Source organism: Pseudomonas sp. 09C 129 (assembly GCF_002843625.1).
In the GTDB taxonomy this organism is placed as follows: Bacteria; Pseudomonadota; Gammaproteobacteria; order Pseudomonadales; family Pseudomonadaceae; genus Aquipseudomonas; species Aquipseudomonas chlororaphis.
Genome location: NZ_CP025261.1, coordinates 4,129,758 through 4,144,578, shown reverse-complemented (window position 1 = coordinate 4,144,578; position 14,821 = coordinate 4,129,758). Strand labels below are relative to the sequence as shown.

At 64.9% G+C, this 14,821-nt stretch carries 13 protein-coding genes and 2 pseudogenes; 11 read left to right on the top strand and 4 right to left on the bottom strand.

All coding sequences use genetic code 11. From position 1 onward, the window contains the following. Positions 1 to 30: 30 nt before the first annotated feature. Positions 31 to 300 (bottom strand): DUF1652 domain-containing protein, encoded by a 270-nt coding sequence (locus tag CXQ81_RS18630; protein WP_007924808.1) that lies wholly within the window; start codon positions 298 to 300, stop codon positions 31 to 33. Between the two features lie 287 nt (positions 301 to 587). On the opposite strand from CXQ81_RS18630, the gene CXQ81_RS18625 reads away from it, so the two are divergent. The 11 genes and pseudogenes from CXQ81_RS18625 (at position 588) to CXQ81_RS18580 (ending at position 10,952) form a co-directional block, all read left to right on the top strand. Next, entirely contained in the window at positions 588 to 1,403 is an 816-nt protein-coding gene (locus CXQ81_RS18625; protein ID WP_101338140.1) for an AraC family transcriptional regulator, read from the top strand. Positions 1,404 to 1,454: 51 nt separating this feature from the next. Further along, positions 1,455 to 2,861 carry an FAD-binding oxidoreductase gene (locus tag CXQ81_RS18620; RefSeq protein WP_101338139.1) on the top strand — a complete coding sequence of 469 codons (1,407 nt, stop codon included), beginning with the start codon at positions 1,455 to 1,457 and terminating at the stop codon, positions 2,859 to 2,861. Positions 2,862 to 2,902: 41 nt separating this feature from the next. Continuing rightward, a pseudogene (locus tag CXQ81_RS18615) lies at positions 2,903 to 2,989 on the top strand (cupin); the annotation flags it as partial. Between the two features lie 118 nt (positions 2,990 to 3,107). Then, positions 3,108 to 3,215, top strand: a pseudogene (locus CXQ81_RS31770) (IS5/IS1182 family transposase); the annotation flags it as partial. Between the two features lie 224 nt (positions 3,216 to 3,439). Beyond that, a complete protein-coding gene (locus CXQ81_RS18610; RefSeq protein WP_101338138.1) occupies positions 3,440 to 5,056 on the top strand; it encodes a tryptophan halogenase family protein in 1,617 nt (538 codons plus the stop codon). Then, positions 5,056 to 6,141 carry a monodechloroaminopyrrolnitrin synthase PrnB family protein gene (locus tag CXQ81_RS18605; RefSeq protein WP_101338137.1) on the top strand — a complete coding sequence of 362 codons (1,086 nt, stop codon included), beginning with the start codon at positions 5,056 to 5,058 and terminating at the stop codon, positions 6,139 to 6,141. Before CXQ81_RS18610 ends, CXQ81_RS18605 begins: the two co-directional genes overlap by 1 nt. 42 nt (positions 6,142 to 6,183) lie before the next feature. Next, entirely contained in the window at positions 6,184 to 7,887 is a 1,704-nt protein-coding gene (locus CXQ81_RS18600; RefSeq protein ID WP_101338136.1) for an NAD(P)/FAD-dependent oxidoreductase, read from the top strand. Positions 7,888 to 7,894: 7 nt separating this feature from the next. After that, positions 7,895 to 8,986 carry a Rieske 2Fe-2S domain-containing protein gene (locus tag CXQ81_RS18595; RefSeq protein ID WP_101338135.1) on the top strand — a complete coding sequence of 364 codons (1,092 nt, stop codon included), beginning with the start codon at positions 7,895 to 7,897 and terminating at the stop codon, positions 8,984 to 8,986. After that, positions 8,986 to 9,144 (top strand): flavin reductase, encoded by a 159-nt coding sequence (locus CXQ81_RS18590; RefSeq protein WP_101338134.1) that lies wholly within the window; start codon positions 8,986 to 8,988, stop codon positions 9,142 to 9,144. The genes CXQ81_RS18595 and CXQ81_RS18590 overlap by 1 nt, the downstream gene beginning before the upstream one ends. Further along, positions 9,141 to 10,376 (top strand): cation:proton antiporter, encoded by a 1,236-nt coding sequence (locus CXQ81_RS18585; RefSeq protein WP_101338133.1) that lies wholly within the window; start codon positions 9,141 to 9,143, stop codon positions 10,374 to 10,376. The genes CXQ81_RS18590 and CXQ81_RS18585 overlap by 4 nt, the downstream gene beginning before the upstream one ends. A 24-nt stretch (positions 10,377 to 10,400) precedes the next feature. After that, the gene (locus CXQ81_RS18580; protein ID WP_101338132.1) at positions 10,401 to 10,952 is read left to right on the top strand and encodes a flavin reductase family protein; all 552 of its coding nucleotides are present in this window, start codon (positions 10,401 to 10,403) and stop codon (positions 10,950 to 10,952) included. 178 nt (positions 10,953 to 11,130) lie between these two features. Here CXQ81_RS18580 and CXQ81_RS18575 read toward each other — a convergent pair whose 3' ends face one another. The 3 genes from CXQ81_RS18575 to CXQ81_RS18565 form a co-directional block, all read right to left on the bottom strand. Next, on the bottom strand, positions 11,131 to 12,333 hold the full coding sequence (locus CXQ81_RS18575) for a CynX/NimT family MFS transporter (protein ID WP_101338131.1): 1,203 nt from the start codon (positions 12,331 to 12,333) through the stop codon (positions 11,131 to 11,133). A gap of 243 nt (positions 12,334 to 12,576) precedes the next feature. After that, positions 12,577 to 13,341: an SDR family oxidoreductase gene (locus tag CXQ81_RS18570; protein ID WP_101338130.1), complete on the bottom strand. Its 765-nt coding sequence runs from the start codon at positions 13,339 to 13,341 to the stop codon at positions 12,577 to 12,579. Continuing rightward, positions 13,338 to 14,720 (bottom strand): aspartate aminotransferase family protein, encoded by a 1,383-nt coding sequence (locus tag CXQ81_RS18565; RefSeq protein WP_101338129.1) that lies wholly within the window; start codon positions 14,718 to 14,720, stop codon positions 13,338 to 13,340. Before CXQ81_RS18565 ends, CXQ81_RS18570 begins: the two co-directional genes overlap by 4 nt. Positions 14,721 to 14,821: the final 101 nt, after the last annotated feature.

Here is a 14,821-nt window from a genome sequence, read left to right as displayed (position 1 = left end):
GCAGAGCGACTCTAGGCTTTCAGAGCGACCTTAGGCTTTCAGCGCGAGTGGCGGCATGAAAGCCTCCAGCTCGTCTTCCACCGCCTCGATTATTCGCTCGACATCGGTGGCGTTCATCACGGTGGCACAGGGGATGCCGGCAATGGCGATCATGGTCTCGCCGCTGGCACGATCGAAGAGCCGGGCGATCATGCTGCCGGGTGCATCCATGCTGGCCTCGAAGCCCATGGGGTGAAAATGCCAGCGCATCAGCTGGCAGGCGTTGGGAAAGGTGACTTTACTGGCGGAGACTCTATTCATGGATTGCCCACCTTGATCATTGAGCGCTTCCTTGTGCTCGCGGTAGGTACGGAAGGACCGTCACTGGACCAACCTGTGGAGCTTTTAAAAATAGCACCGGGATATGACATTCAACGGTTTTTTTCAGGCCGTTTGGCGATTGTCTGGCACTTTTTTGATGCAGGTCATTTCCGCCCGCGGTTTAGGCAAAACGCCAGTATCCAGGGGCCGTGCATTGGCCATTGAAGCGTTGGACGAACTTCGGCAAGCTGCGCCTTTCCGTCCCCTGAACCGTTATATCTGCCCCTATGTCTTCCCTTGATGATGGCCCGGCGCAAACCCAGGCCACCGGCGAGACGGTGCTGCGCTATCACCTGTGCTGGAAGCACCGCGACCTCGATGGCGTCATGGCGCTGTATCACCCGCAAATCCAGTACAACGACTTTTTCCAGAACCGCACCCTGGGCCTGGACGAGTTGCGCGAATACGTGCGCAACAGCATGCCGCGCGCACCCGATGAGGCCCTGGAGCACAGCGACCGCATCCGTCTGGACGGCAACACCGCGTTCATTCAATACCAGGTGACTCTGCGTGGCGGGCAGGGCCTGGTGTCGTTTCGCGCCAGCGAGGCGATCACCGTGCGCGACGGCCTGATCTGGCGCGTCAATGAATACGCCTCGCTGGTGCGTGAGGCCGCGCCGGGCAAGGCCCAAGGCAGCGCGCGGCCGGCGGTCAGCCGCCTGGGGCTGTCGCCGCGCCAGTTGAGTTTCATGGCCGAGGACCTGCAGCAGTACTTCGAGCGCCAGCAGCCGTACCTCGACCCCGAGCTGGACCTGCAGCGGGTGGCGAAGGAGTGCGGCTACAGCCGCAACCAGATCTCTTACCTGCTCAACCAGGTGCTGGGGCAGAGCTTCTACCGCTATGTGAACCAGGCGCGCCTGCAGCATCTGCTGGCGGCGCTGGACCAGGCGACGCCGCCGGTGCGCATCGACGAGCTAGCGTTCGCCGCTGGCTTCAACTCGCTGTCGGCGTTCTACAGCTGTTTCCGCCAGCATACCGGCCTGTCGCCCAAGGCCTACGCCAAGCAAATTTCTTTGCGTGCACGCGCGCAAGACAACCCCTGAGCCCAGGCACTAGGATCGGCGCCATCGAAGTTCGGGTGGTGGAGTGCGTGTATGCCAGCGTGGCGCAATATCAGTTTGTGGATGGATCAGCTCGACGAGCCGCTGCTGGCCCGGCCGTCGCTGGAGCAGGACCTGGATCTCGACGTGGCGATCATCGGCGCCGGTTATACCGGGCTGTGGACCGCCTATTACCTCAAGCGCCTGGCGCCGACCCTGAACATCGCCATCGTCGAGGCGCAGACCGCCGGCTTCGGCGCCTCCGGGCGCAACGGCGGTTGGCTGATGGGCAACCTTTTGGGGGAGGAGCGGTTGCTGGCCGGGCTGAGCCCCGAACAGCGCCGCGCCTCCTTCGACCTGCTGCACGGCATTCCCGATGAAGTGGCCATCGTCCTTGAACGCGAAGGCATCGACTGCGATTACCGCAAGGGTGGGGTGCTGTACTGCGCGGCGCGTTACCCCGAGCAGGAAATCACCCAGCGCCGCTACCTGGACAAGCTCTACCGCCAGGGCCTCGACGAGCGCGACTACCGCTGGCTGAGCCCCGAGCAACTGGCTCGGCAGATCCGCGTGGCCAAGGCCTACGGCGGCATCTACGCGCCCCATTGCGCGACCATCCAGCCGGCCAAGCTGGTGCGCGGCCTGGCCCGGGCCGTGGAGCGCCTGGGCGTGCCCATCTACGAAAACAGCCCGGTCAGCCACTGGCAGGCCGGCAGCCTGCAAACCGCCAAGGCCAGCGTGCGTTGCCGCTGGATAGTGCCGGCGGTGGAGGGCTATTCGGTGACCTTGCCGCCCCTGGGCCGTTACCAGCTTCCGGTGCAAAGCCTGCTGGTGGCCACCGAGCCCTTGTCGGCCGCGACCTGGGACGAGATCGGCCTGAACCAGGGCCAGGCGTTCAGCGAAAGCAGTCGCCAGGTGACCTACGGCCAGCGCACCGCGGATAACCGCCTGGTGTTCGGCGCCCGCGGCGGTTACCAGTTCGCCGGCAAGCTGCGTCACGACTTCGACCTGACCCGCAGTGAAGTCGAGTTGCGGCGCTACCTGTTCAGCGAGCTTTTCCCGCAGCTGAACAATGTGCGGATCACCCATTCCTGGGGCGGTAACCTGGGCATGTCCCGGCACTTCCGGCCGCACATGCTCTGTGACCCCCAGCGCGGCATCGCCTTGTCCGGCGGCTACGGCGGCGAAGGCGTGGGCGCCAGCAACCTCGGCGGGCGGACCCTGGCCGCATTGATTCTCCAGAGCAACAACGAATTGACGCGCCAGCCCTGGGTGATCCCCGAGGGCGGCCTCGACGCCTTGCGCGCCTGGGAGCCGGAGCCGTGCCGCTGGCTGGGCTACAACGCGATCATTCGCAGCTTCGTCCATGAAGACCAGACCCTGGCCAACCCGGCCACGCCGCCCTGGCGCCGGCGGCTGGCCAGCCGGGTGGCGGGCTTCATGGAAGGCCTGATGCACTGACCAGGTTTTGACAGCGGTTTTTTCCATCGACAGGTAGCGCCATGAGCATCACTCAATTCAAGAACACCGCCCACGTCACCCTGGAGCAATCGACTCCGGTGGCCGTGCCCCTGGGCAGCCCGGTCGCTGGTGGGCACTTCTTGTTTGGCAATAGAGAAGATTGAACTCCTAAGCAGGAAATATGTTGTACGTCTCCACTACAGATGTCCTGGGCGAGCTGGTGGCACGCACCGATGCGCATCGATGGGCCTGGTGCATAGCGTGGTGGTGATCGCCGCCAATGTTGCGGACATCACCCAGGTCGACAAACTGCTGCACGGCGAGGAAAACAAATGTTGCGCTACTTCAGACCATCCTTAGCGGCGGGCTGATTAGGCGCAAAAAACCGTACGCAAAACTTTTCGTTATACCGAATGCCTTTGCGTTTCAGTTTGTTAATTCGGAAACGGAATTTGCGTCGCTTTTCCGGCAGGCTAGAGTCTAAATCTCACAGCACATTGATGTGCCTCTTGCACGGATGCACGGAGACTGGCGGCCTTCCCCTCGTCACAGGCAGGCCGCCTGAAACAAGGAGTGTTATGAACAAGCCGATCAAGAATATCGTCATCGTGGGCGGCGGCACTGCGGGCTGGATGGCCGCCTCGTACCTCGTCCGGGCGCTCCAACAGCAGGCGAACATTACGCTCATCGAGTCTGAAGCGATCCCCCGGATCGGCGTGGGCGAGGCGACCATCCCTAGTTTGCAGAAGGTGTTCTTCGACTTCCTCGGGATACCGGAGCGGGAGTGGATGCCCCAAGTGAACGGCGCGTTCAAGGCCGCGATCAAGTTCGTGAACTGGAGGAAGTCACCCGACTCCTCGCGCGACGATCATTTCTACCATTTGTTCGGCAACGTGCCGAACTGCGACGGCGTGCCGCTTACCCACTACTGGCTGCGCAAGCGCGAACAGGGCTTCCAGCAGCCGATGGAGTACGCGTGCTACCCGCAGGCCGGGGCGCTCGACGGCAAGCTGGCACCGTGCCTGCCCGACGGCACCCGCCAGATGTCCCACGCGTGGCACTTCGACGCGCACCTGGTGGCCGACTTCTTGAAGCGCTGGGCCGTCGAGCGCGGGGTGAAGCGCGTGGTCGATGAGGTGGTGGACGTTCGCCTGAACGAGCGCGGCTACATCTCCAACCTGCTCACCAAGGAGGGGCGGACGCTGGAGGCGGACCTGTTCATCGACTGCTCCGGCATGCGGGGGCTCCTGATCAATCAGGCCCTGAAGGAGCCCTTCATCGACATGTCCGACTACCTGCTGTGCGACAGCGCGGTCGCCAGCGCCGTGCCCAACGACGACGCGCGCGAGGGGGTCGAGTCGTACACCTCCTCGATCGCCATGAATTCGGGGTGGACCTGGAAGATTCCGATGCTGGGCCGGTTCGGCAGTGGCTACGTCTTCTCGAGCCATTTCACCTCGCGCGACCAGGCCACCGCCGACTTCCTCAACCTCTGGGGCCTCTCGGACAATCAGCCGCTCAACCAGATCAAGTTCCGGGTCGGGCGCAACAAGCGGGCGTGGGTCAACAACTGCGTCTCGATCGGGCTGTCGTCGTGCTTTCTGGAACCCCTGGAATCGACGGGAATCTACTTCATCTACGCGGCGCTTTACCAGCTCGTGAAGCATTTCCCCGACACCTCGTTCGACCCGCGGTTGAGCGACGCATTCAACGCCGAGATCGTCTACATGTTCGACGACTGCCGAGATTTCGTCCAGGCGCACTATTTCACCACGTCGCGCGAAGACACGCCGTTCTGGCTCGCGAACCGGCACGAGCTGCGGCTCTCGGACGCCATCCAAGAGAAGGTTCAGCGCTACAAGGCGGGGCTGCCGCTGACCACCACGTCGTTCGACGATTCCACGTACTACGAGACCTTCGACTACGAATTCAAGAACTTCTGGTTGAACGGCAACTACTACTGCATCTTTGCGGGCTTGGGCATGCTGCCCGACCGGTCGCTGCCGCTCTTGCAGCACCGACCGGAGTCGATCGAGAAAGCCGAGGTGATGTTCGCCAGCATCCGGCGCGAGACCGAGCGTCTGCGCACGAGCCTGCCGACGAACTACGACTACCTGCGGTCGCTGCGTGACGGCGACGCGGGGCTGTCTCACAGCCAGCGCGGACCGACGCTCGCGACGCAGGAAACCCTGTAGTGGAACGCACCTTGGACCGGGTAGGCGCATTCGCGGCCACGCACGCTGCCGTGGCGGCCTGCGATCCGCTGCAGGCGCGCTCGCTCGTTCTGCAGCTGCCGGGCCTGAACCGTAACAAGGACGTGCCGGGCATCATCGGCCTGCTGCGCGAGTTCCTCCCGGCGCGCGGCGTGCCCTCCGGCTGGGGCTTCGTCGAAGCCGCCGCCGCGATGCGGGACATCGGGTTCTTCCTGGGGTCGCTCAAGCGGCACGGACACGAGCCCGCGGACGTGGTGCCCGGCCTTGAGCCGGTGCTGCTCGACCTGGCGCGCGCGACCGACCTGCCGCCGCGCGAGACACTCTTGCATGTGACGGTTTGGAACCCCGCGACGGCCGACGCGCAGCGCAGCTACACCGGGCTGCCCGACGAAGTGCACCTGCTCGAGAGCGTGCGCATCTCGATGGCGGCCCTCGAGGCGGCCATCGCAATGACCGTCGAGCTGTCCGACGTGCCCCTGCGCTCGCCCGCGTTCGCGCAAGGGTGCGACGAGCTGGAAGGCTATCTGCAGAAAATGGTCGAATCGATCGTCTACGCGTACCGCTTCATCTCGCCGCAGGTCTTCTACGATGAGCTCCGTCCCTTCTACGAACCGATCCGAGTCGGGGGCCAGAGCTATCTCGGCCCCGGTGCTGTAGAAATGCCCCTCTTCGTGCTGGAGCACGTGCTGTGGGGCTCGCAATCGGACGACCAAGCTTATCGAGAATTCAAAGAGACGTATCTGCCCTACGTGCTTCCCGCGTACAGGGCGGTCTACGCTCGGTTCTCCGGAGAGCCGGCGCTCATCGACCGCGCGCTCGACGAGGCGCGAGCGGTCGGTGCGCGGGACGAGCACGTCCGGGCTGGGCTGACAGCCCTTGAGCGGGTCTTCAAGGTCCTGCTGCGCTTCCGGGCGCCTCACCTCAAATTGGCGGAGCGGGCGTACGAAGTCGGGCAAAGCGGCCCAACAATCGGCAGCGGGGGGTACGCGCCCAGCATGCTCGGTGAACTACTCACGCTCACGTATGCCGCGCGGTCCCGCATCCGCGCCGCGCTCGACGAATCCTGATGCGCGCGACCAAGTGTTATCTCACAAGGAGAGTTTGCCCCCATGACTCAGAAGAGCCCCGCGAACGGACACGATAGCAACCACTTCGACGTAATCATCCTCGGCTCGGGCATGTCCGGCACCCAGATGGGGGCCATCCTGGCCAAACAACAGTTTCGCGTGCTGATCATCGAGGAGTCGTCGCACCCGCGGTTCACGATCGGCGAATCGTCGATCCCCGAGACGTCTCTCATGAACCGCATCATCGCCGATCGCTACGGCATTCCGGAGCTCGACCACATCACGTCGTTCTACTCGACGCAACGCTACGTCGCGTCGAGCACGGGCATCAAGCGCAACTTCGGCTTCGTGTTCCACAAGCCCGGCCAGGAGCACGACCCGAAGGAGTTCACGCAGTGCGTCATTCCCGAGCTGCCGTGGGGGCCGGAGAGCCATTATTACCGGCAAGATGTCGACGCCTACTTGTTGCAAGCCGCCATTAAATACGGCTGCAAGGTCCACCAAAAGACTACCGTGACCGAATACCACGCCGATAAAGACGGCGTCGCGGTGACCACTGCCCAGGGCGAACGGTTCACCGGTCGGTACATGATCGACTGCGGAGGGCCCCGCGCGCCGCTCGCGACCAAGTTCGGGCTCCGCGAAGAGCCGTGTCGCTTCAAGACGCACTCGCGCAGCCTCTACACGCACATGCTCGGGGTCAAGCCGTTCGACGACATCTTCAAGGTCAAGGGGCAGCGCTGGCGCTGGCACGAAGGGACCTTGCACCACATGTTCACGGGCGGCTGGCTCTGGGTGATTCCGTTCAACAACCACCCGCGGTCGACCAACAACCTGGTGAGCGTCGGCCTGCAGCTCGACCCGCGTGTCTACCCGAAAACGGACATTTCCGCGCAGCAGGAATTCGACGAGTTCCTCGCGCGATTCCCGAGCATTGGGGCGCAGTTCCGGGACGCCGTGCCGGTGCGCGACTGGGTCAAGACCGACCGCCTGCAGTTCTCGTCGAACGCCTGCGTCGGCGACCGCTACTGCCTGATGCTGCACGCGAACGGGTTCATCGACCCGCTCTTCTCGCGGGGGCTGGAGAACACCGCGGTGACCATCCACGCGCTCGCGGCGCGCCTCATCAAGGCGCTGCGCGACGACGACTTCTCCCCCGAGCGCTTCGAGTACATCGAGCGCCTGCAGCAAAAGCTTCTGGACCACAACGACGACTTCGTCAGTTGCTGCTACACGGCGTTCTCGGACTTCCGCCTATGGGACGCGTTCCACAGGCTGTGGGCGGTCGGCACAATCCTCGGGCAGTTCCGGCTCGTGCAAGCCCACGCGAGGTTCCGCGCGTCGCGCGACGAGGGCGACCTCGATCACCTCGACAACGACCCCCCGTATCTCGGATACCTCTGCGCGGACATGGAGGAGTACTACCAGTTGTTCAACGACGCCAAAGCCGAGGTCGAAGCCGTGAGCGCCGGGCTCAAGCCGGCGGAGGAGGCCGCCGCGCGGATTCACGCCCTCATCGACGAGCGAGACTTCGCCAAGCCGATGTTCGGCTTCGGGTACTGCATCACCGGGGACAAGCCGCAGCTCAACAACTCGAAGTACAGCCTGGTGCCGGCGATGAAGCTGATGTACTGGACGCAAACCAGAGCGCCGGCGGAGGTGAAAAAGTACTTCGACTACAACCCGATGTTCGCGCTGCTCAAGGCGTACATCACGACCCGCATCGGCCTGGCGCTGAAGAAGTAGTCGGCCGATGAACGACATTCAATTGGATCAAGCGAGCGTCAAGAAGCGTCCCCCGGGCGTGTACGACGCGACCACGCGCCTGGCCGCGAGCTGGTACGTCGCGATGCGCTCGGACGACCTCAAGGACAAGCCGACGGAGTTGACGCTCTTCGGCCGTCCGTGCGTGGCGTGGCGCGGAGCGACGGGGCGGGCCGTGGTGATGGACCGCCACTGCTCGCACCTGGGCGCGAACCTGGCTGACGGGCGGGTCAAGGACGGGTGCCTCCAGTGCCCGTTTCACCACTGGCGGTACGACGAGCAGGGCCAGTGCGTTCACATCCCCGGCCACAGCCAGGCGGTGCCCCGGCTGGAGCCCGTGCCGCGCGGGGCGCGCCAGCCGACGTTGGTCACCGTCGAGCGATACGGCTACGTGTGGGTCTGGTACGGCTCCCCGCAGCCGCTGCACCCGCTGCCCGAAATCGCCGCGGCCGACGTCGACAACGGCGACTTTATGCACCTGCACTTCGCGTTCGAGACGACGACGGCGGTCTTGCGGATCGTCGAGAACTTCTACGACGCGCAGCACGCGACCCCCGTGCACGCGCTCCCGGTCTCGGCCTTCGAGCTCAAGCTCTTCGACGATTGGCGCCAGTGGCCGGAGGTTGAGTCGCTGGCCCGGGCGGGCGCGTGGTTCGGTGCCGGGATCGACTTCACCGTGGACCGGTACTTCGGCCCCCTCGGCATGCTGTCGCGCGCGCTCGGCCTGAACATGTCGCAGATGAACCTGCATTTCGATGGCTACCCCGGCGGGTGCGTCATGACCGTCGCCCTGGACGGAGACGTCAAATACAAGCTGCTCCAGTGTGTGACGCCGGTGAGCGATGGCAAGAACGTCATGCACATGCTCATCTCGATCAAGAAGGTGGGCGGCATCCTGCGCCGGGCGACCGACTTTGTGCTGTTCGGGCTGCAGACCAGGCAGGCGGCGGGGTACGACGTCAAAATCTGGAACGGGATGAAGCCGGACGGCGGCGGCGCGTACAGCAAGTACGACAAGCTGGTGCTCAAGTACCGTGCGTTCTACCGGGGCTGGGTCGACCGCGTCGCGAGTGAGCGGTGATGCGTGAAGCCGAGCCGGTTTTGGCCGCGTCGCTGCGCCAGGCGCTCGCGAAGCTGGCGAGCGGCGCCACGGTCATCACGACGTACGGCGCGGCGGGCCCGCTTGGGCTCGCGGCCACCCGCTGCGTGTCGGTGTCGCTCTTGCCGAGGTATTCATGACTATCTGGCTGTTGCAACTCGTGCTGGTGATCGCGCTCTGCAACGTCTGCGGCCGCATTGCCGAACGGCTCGGCCAGTGCGCGGTCGTCGGCGAGATCGCGGCCGGTCTGCTGTTGGGGCCTTCGCTGTTGGGCATGATCGCACCGAGTTTCTACGACCTGTTGTTCGGCCCAAGTGCGCTGTCAGCGATAGCGCAAGTCAGCGAAGTCGGCCTGATACTGCTGATGTTTCAGGTCGGTCTGCATATGGAATTGGGCGAGACGCTGCGCGGCAAGCGCTGGCGCATGCCCGTCGCGATCGCAGCGGGCGGGCTCGTCGCACCAGCCGCGATCGGCATGATCGTCGCCATCGTCTCGAAAGACACGCTCGCCAGCGACGCACCGGCGCTGCCCTATGTACTCTTCTGCGGTGTCGCACTTGCGGTATCAGCGGTGCCGGTGATGGCGCGCATCATCGACGACCTGGAGCTCAGCGCCATGGTGGGCGCACGGCACGCAATGTCTGCCGCGATGCTGACGGATGCGCTCGGATGGATGCTGCTTGCAACGATTGCCTCGCTATCGAGCGGGCCTGGCTGGGCATTTGCGCGTATGCTCCTCAGCCTGCTCGCGTATCTGGTGCTGTGCGCGCTCCTGGTGCGCTTCGTGGTTCGACCGGCGCTTGCGCGGCTCGCATCGACTACGCATGCGGCGCGCGACCGCTTGGCCGTGTTGTTCTGCTTCGTAATAGCGTCGGCACTCGCGACGTCGCTGATCGGATTCCATAGCGCATTTGGCGCACTTGCGGCGGCGCTGTTCGTGCGGCGTGTGCCCGGCGTCGCGAAGGAGTGGCGCGACAACGTCGAAGGTTTCGTCAAGCTTGTGCTGATGCCGGTGTTTTTCGCGTATGCGGGGCTGCATGCGTCGGTCGGCACGATCGACGACGCGGCATCATGGATGTGGTTCGGTGTATTCCTCGCGGGCGGATTCATCGGCAAGTTCGGCGGCAGCTATCTGGGCGCGCGTGCCACCGGGCTTGCGCCACACGATGCGATGCTGGTGAGCTCGTTGATGAATACGCGCGGCTTGATGGAGCTGATCGTCCTGTCAATCGGTCTGCAGATGCAGATCCTTCCGCCAAGGGTCTACACGATCCTCGTGGTGTTCGCGCTGGTGACCACGGCGCTGACCGCACCGTTGATTCGATTCACGCTGCGCGTGCAATCGCGCGCAATGAGCCAACAGGCTGCCTGAGCCAGCTTGAGGGGAGAGATCACCATGAATGCCGCCACCGAAACCAAGGCTCACGATTTGCTCGATGCCGAGGGCCGCGGTGTCCGCGAACTGCGTAACTTGCTGGGACAGTTCGCTACCGGTGTGACCGTGATCACCACGCGCACCGCTGACGGCCGCAATGTCGGTGTGACCGCCAACTCGTTCTCCTCACTGTCGCTGTCGCCGGCGCTGGTGCTCTGGAGCCTGGCACGCACGGCACCGAGCCTGAAGTTTTTTTGCTCGGCGAGCCACTTCGCCATCAACGTGCTGGGCGCGCACCAGCACCACTTGTCGGAGCAGTTCGCACGGGCAGCAGCTGACAAGTTCGCCGGTGTAGCTCATTCCTATGGCAAGGCGGGAGCTCCGGTGCTGGACGATGTGGTGGCAGTGCTGGTGTGCCGCAACGTCACCCAGTACGAGGGCGGTGACCACCTGATCTTCATTGGCGAGATCGAACAATACCGATACAGCGGCGCAGAACCGCTGGTCTTCCATGCAGGCCAGTACCGGGGTTTGGGGAGCAATGGAACAGAAAGAGCACTTAAGCTCGAATAGCCCGGTTTGTGTGATCTTTTGGATCAAGAACGACACCAAGGTCTACCCGAGCCCGGACATGATGGGCAAGCTGTTCGCCCTGGAAGCCATGCCGCTGAAAATCGACCGGATCCGCACCGGCAGTTGAAGCATTGCTACCGCTCCCCGACTTGGCGACCGCCGTCGGGGAGCGGCGTTTTTATTGCTTTATCTTCAGGCGCATCGCCAGCATCACCCCTAGCACTGCGGCGGCCAGCACCAGCGCCGCGGGGGCGGACCAGCCGGCATAGGCGACGGCGGCGCTCAGGGCGATGGGCGCGAGCACCTGGCCCAGATAGTTGCCTTGCATCACCAGGCCCAGGCACAGCGGGATCAGCGCGGGTTCCGGCGAGGTCAGCGAGGTGCTGGCGAGAAGGGTGGCGGGCAGCATGCCGGCCACTGCGCAAAAGAAGAAACACAAAGGGATTACCAGGCCGGTCGGCGTGACCGAAAGAAAGATCCCCATCCCGAAAAGCCCCATGACGATACTGGTGCCGGCGAGCAGGGCTTGTGGGCGGACGCCCCGTGACAGCAGCAGGCCGGCGCTGAGGTTGCCGACGATATTGACCGCCACCACCGCGGCGCTGACCACCCCGGCGCTGGCGATCGACAGCCCGACCCGCTGCATCAGGAACACCGGCAGGAAGGCCATCACTGCGAAGAACTGCAGGTTGTAGGCGGTGAACATCAGCGCCATCAGCAGCGGCTGGCGGGCGCGCAGCACGCTGCTCAGCGAGTGGCGCAAAGCGGATTGCGCCTGGCGGCGCAGCGCCAGCGGGTCCCTGGGCGTGGTCAACGGCAACAGCAGCGCCGCCAGCAGGGTCAAGGCCGCGCCGGCGATCCAGCTCTGTTGCCAGCCGCCCAGCAGCGGCCCGATAAGCATCGAGGTGCCGATACCGAACGCCATGAAGGTGCTCCAGATGCCGAACGCCAGGTGGCGTTTGTGCGCCGGGACCAGGCGATTGAGCACTGCCGGCGCCGCGACCACCACTATGACGAAGCCCAGGCCTTCGACAAAACGCGTGGCCAGCAGCCCATGGAAGTCGTGCAGGCTGGAGCCCAGCGCGCTGGCGGCGCACATGATCAAAAGGCCGAGGGCCAACAGGTAGCGGTCGCCCCAGCGCTGCACGAGGATGCCGGCGGCGATGCCGCCGAACACCCCGATAAAGGGGAAGGCCGACATGATCCAGCTCAGGGACTCCAGGGGCCGGTCGAATTCCTGCTGCAGCTGCGGCAGGGCGATGGTGGCCTTGCCGATATGCAGCGCCGCGGCAATGCCGGCAAACAGCACGTTGAACACGGCGGGCCAATACCCGGTATCGGCGACGGCGTAGCTGAGGGTGTCGGGCTTGGTTGAGGTCATGGGCTTCTCCGAAAGCAGGCGGGCGGGCGAGGATCGCCGGGGTGGGGCGCGCCAATGGGTCGGAGCCGACTCTAAAAGTTAAAGTTAACTTCAAGTCAATCGGTAAAAACGGGATGCAGCGTTCTACCCATAGCACCATTGAGCCGTTGATCTCGCTGGGCGAAAGGGCCGGGCGAATGGTGCTGTCGGGGTTGGCGTGGCGGCGCCCGGTCGGGCGCCGTGGGTGAGGGAGGGCGTCTGCCGTCAGATGAGCTGCGTATTCTCCGGCAGCAGGGCGCCGCCATCGACGATCAGGGTTTGCCCGGTGATATAGCCGGCCTGCTCGGACGCCAGGAACAGCATGACGTGGGCGATGTCCTGCGGGCTGCCCAGGCGCTTGAGCGGGATGCTGGCGGCCAGGGCCGGGGAGTCGCCGAGGTTGGCCATGGCCTGGGTGGCGATCAGCCCGGGTTCGACGCCATTGACGGTGACCCGGTGTTCGGCCAGTTCCAGGGCCGCCGCGCGGATGAAACCGTTGACCCCGGCCTTGGACGCGGCGTAGTGGGACAGCCCGGGAATCGCCGTGCGCGGCCCGGTCACCGAGGAGGTGATGACGATGCGCGGATGCTCGGCCCGGCACAACGCCGGCAGCGCCGCCTGGGTCAGCCAGAAACAGCTCTTGAGGTTCACCGCCAGGGTCGACTCGAGGATTTCATCCCTCAGGTCGCGCAGGTTTTCCATCGGGAACACCGCGGCGTTGTGGATCAGCAGGTCCAGTCCGCCAAAGGCCCTGAGCGTGGCGGCCACCGCCTGGTTGGCCGCGGCCCGGGTGCTCAGGTCCACGACCAGCAGCTCGGCGCTGCCGCCGGCTTCACGGATCAGGCGCAGGGTTTCGGCGCCCGAGGCTTCGCTGCGAGTGGCGAGCAGCACCTTGGCGCCCTGGGCGGCGAAGACTTGCGCGATGGCGCGGCCAATGCCCTGGCCGGAGCCGGTGATCAGGGCGATACGGCCGCTGAGGTCGAGGATCATGGATGTTCTCCTTGAGTGACGGTGCCCAGGCATTCGTCCAGCAGGCGGTTGTGCAGGTCGACGTCGTCGCTGGTAGCCGCCGGGCAGATCAGCGCCATGTTGTGGAACGGGGTCAGCAACACCCCGCGGTTGAGCAGGTAGAGATGCAGGTAGGCCTCGATCAGGCCATGACGGGCATGGTGGGCTTCGCCGCCGTTGCGCGGCGCGTGGTCCATGAACAGGTATTCGACCCGGGCGCCGATTCGCGTCACGTGCCAGGGCAGGCGGTGCTTGGCGATCAGCGCCTGGACCCCGGTCCGCAGGCGTTCGGCCAGGGCGATCATGTGCGCGTAGTTGGCCGCGTTCATGACCTCGCTGAAGGTGGCGCGCATGGCGGCCATCTGCAGGGCGTTGCCGGCCAGGGTGCCGCCGAAGCCGAAGTGGTTGATCGCCTGGCCGGGCTGGAAATGCGGCAGTACCTGCCAGATACGCTCGGCCATGGCCTGGCTGGCGCCCCACACCGCGGTGGGGATGCCGCCGGCGATGCACTTGCCGAGCACGAAGAAGTCCGGTTGCAGGCCATGTTCGCCGCTGTAGCCGGCGGGGCCGCAGGAGATGGTGTGGGTTTCGTCGATGATCAGCGGCACATCGAAACGCCGGGTCAGCTCGCGCAAGCCGTCGTGGAAGCCGGGGGCGGGCGGGACCATGCCGACGTTGGTCATGAAGGGCTCGGTCAGCACCGCGGCCACGTCGCCGTGGGCCAGTGCCGCTTCCAGCGCCGGCAGGTCGTTGAACTCCACCAGCCGGGTGGTGGCGTCGTGGCGCAGGCCATTGGCGTGCACGCCTTCGCGGGGAATCATCTGGCCGCTGGCGTCGAACTCGACCTGGGACTCGTCGACGCTGCCGTGGTAGTTGCAGTTGAACACCAGCACTTTCTCCCGGCCGGTGATCATCCGGCACAGGCGCAGCACAAAGCGGTTGGCGTCGGTGGCGGAGGTGGTGACTTGCCAGAACGGCAGGCCGAAGCGCCGCACCAGTTCCTGGCCGACCCACAGGCTGTCGGCCGTCGGCAGCATCAGGGTCGAGCCGTGCCGGGCCTGATGCGCTATGGCCTCGGCCACGGCGGGCTGGCCATGGCCGAACATGGCGCCGGTGTCGCCCAGGGCGAAGTCGACGTAGCGGTTGCCGTCGCAGTCGGTCAGCGTCGCGCCCTGGGCGTCGGCCACCAGGATCGGGTATAGCCCCGGCCATTGCTGCATCCAGTGCAACGGCGCGCCGTACAGCCAGTGTTTGAGGTTTTCCCGGTAGAAGCCGGCGGAACGCGGGTGGCGTTCGGCGAACAGTTGCAGCTCGGATTGGTAACGGCTGGCGACGCGATCGAGGTTGAGGCCGAGGGTCATGGTCGAAGTCCTGGAATAAAGGGTTGTCGCTGACAGGTTTTTGTAGCCGCTGGCGAAGGCTGCGATCGGCCCGAAGAGCCGTAAAGGCAGCGTCTGCTACG

What these genes read in the sequence shown, in the direction of transcription:
- CXQ81_RS18630 (WP_007924808.1), bottom strand. Translation starts at nt 300, where the DNA reads ATGAATAGAGTCTCCGCCAGTAAAGTCACCTTTCCCAACGCCTGCCAG.
- CXQ81_RS18620 (WP_101338139.1), top strand. Translation starts at nt 1,455, where the DNA reads ATGCCAGCGTGGCGCAATATCAGTTTGTGGATGGATCAGCTCGACGAG.
- CXQ81_RS18595 (WP_101338135.1), top strand. Translation starts at nt 7,895, where the DNA reads ATGAACGACATTCAATTGGATCAAGCGAGCGTCAAGAAGCGTCCCCCG.
- CXQ81_RS18600 (WP_101338136.1), top strand. Translation starts at nt 6,184, where the DNA reads ATGACTCAGAAGAGCCCCGCGAACGGACACGATAGCAACCACTTCGAC.
- CXQ81_RS18565 (WP_101338129.1), bottom strand. Translation starts at nt 14,720, where the DNA reads ATGACCCTCGGCCTCAACCTCGATCGCGTCGCCAGCCGTTACCAATCC.
- CXQ81_RS18610 (WP_101338138.1), top strand. Translation starts at nt 3,440, where the DNA reads ATGAACAAGCCGATCAAGAATATCGTCATCGTGGGCGGCGGCACTGCG.
- CXQ81_RS18575 (WP_101338131.1), bottom strand. Translation starts at nt 12,333, where the DNA reads ATGACCTCAACCAAGCCCGACACCCTCAGCTACGCCGTCGCCGATACC.
- CXQ81_RS18580 (WP_101338132.1), top strand. Translation starts at nt 10,401, where the DNA reads ATGAATGCCGCCACCGAAACCAAGGCTCACGATTTGCTCGATGCCGAG.
- CXQ81_RS18590 (WP_101338134.1), top strand. Translation starts at nt 8,986, where the DNA reads ATGCGTGAAGCCGAGCCGGTTTTGGCCGCGTCGCTGCGCCAGGCGCTC.
- CXQ81_RS18570 (WP_101338130.1), bottom strand. Translation starts at nt 13,341, where the DNA reads ATGATCCTCGACCTCAGCGGCCGTATCGCCCTGATCACCGGCTCCGGC.
- CXQ81_RS18585 (WP_101338133.1), top strand. Translation starts at nt 9,141, where the DNA reads ATGACTATCTGGCTGTTGCAACTCGTGCTGGTGATCGCGCTCTGCAAC.
- CXQ81_RS18625 (WP_101338140.1), top strand. Translation starts at nt 588, where the DNA reads ATGTCTTCCCTTGATGATGGCCCGGCGCAAACCCAGGCCACCGGCGAG.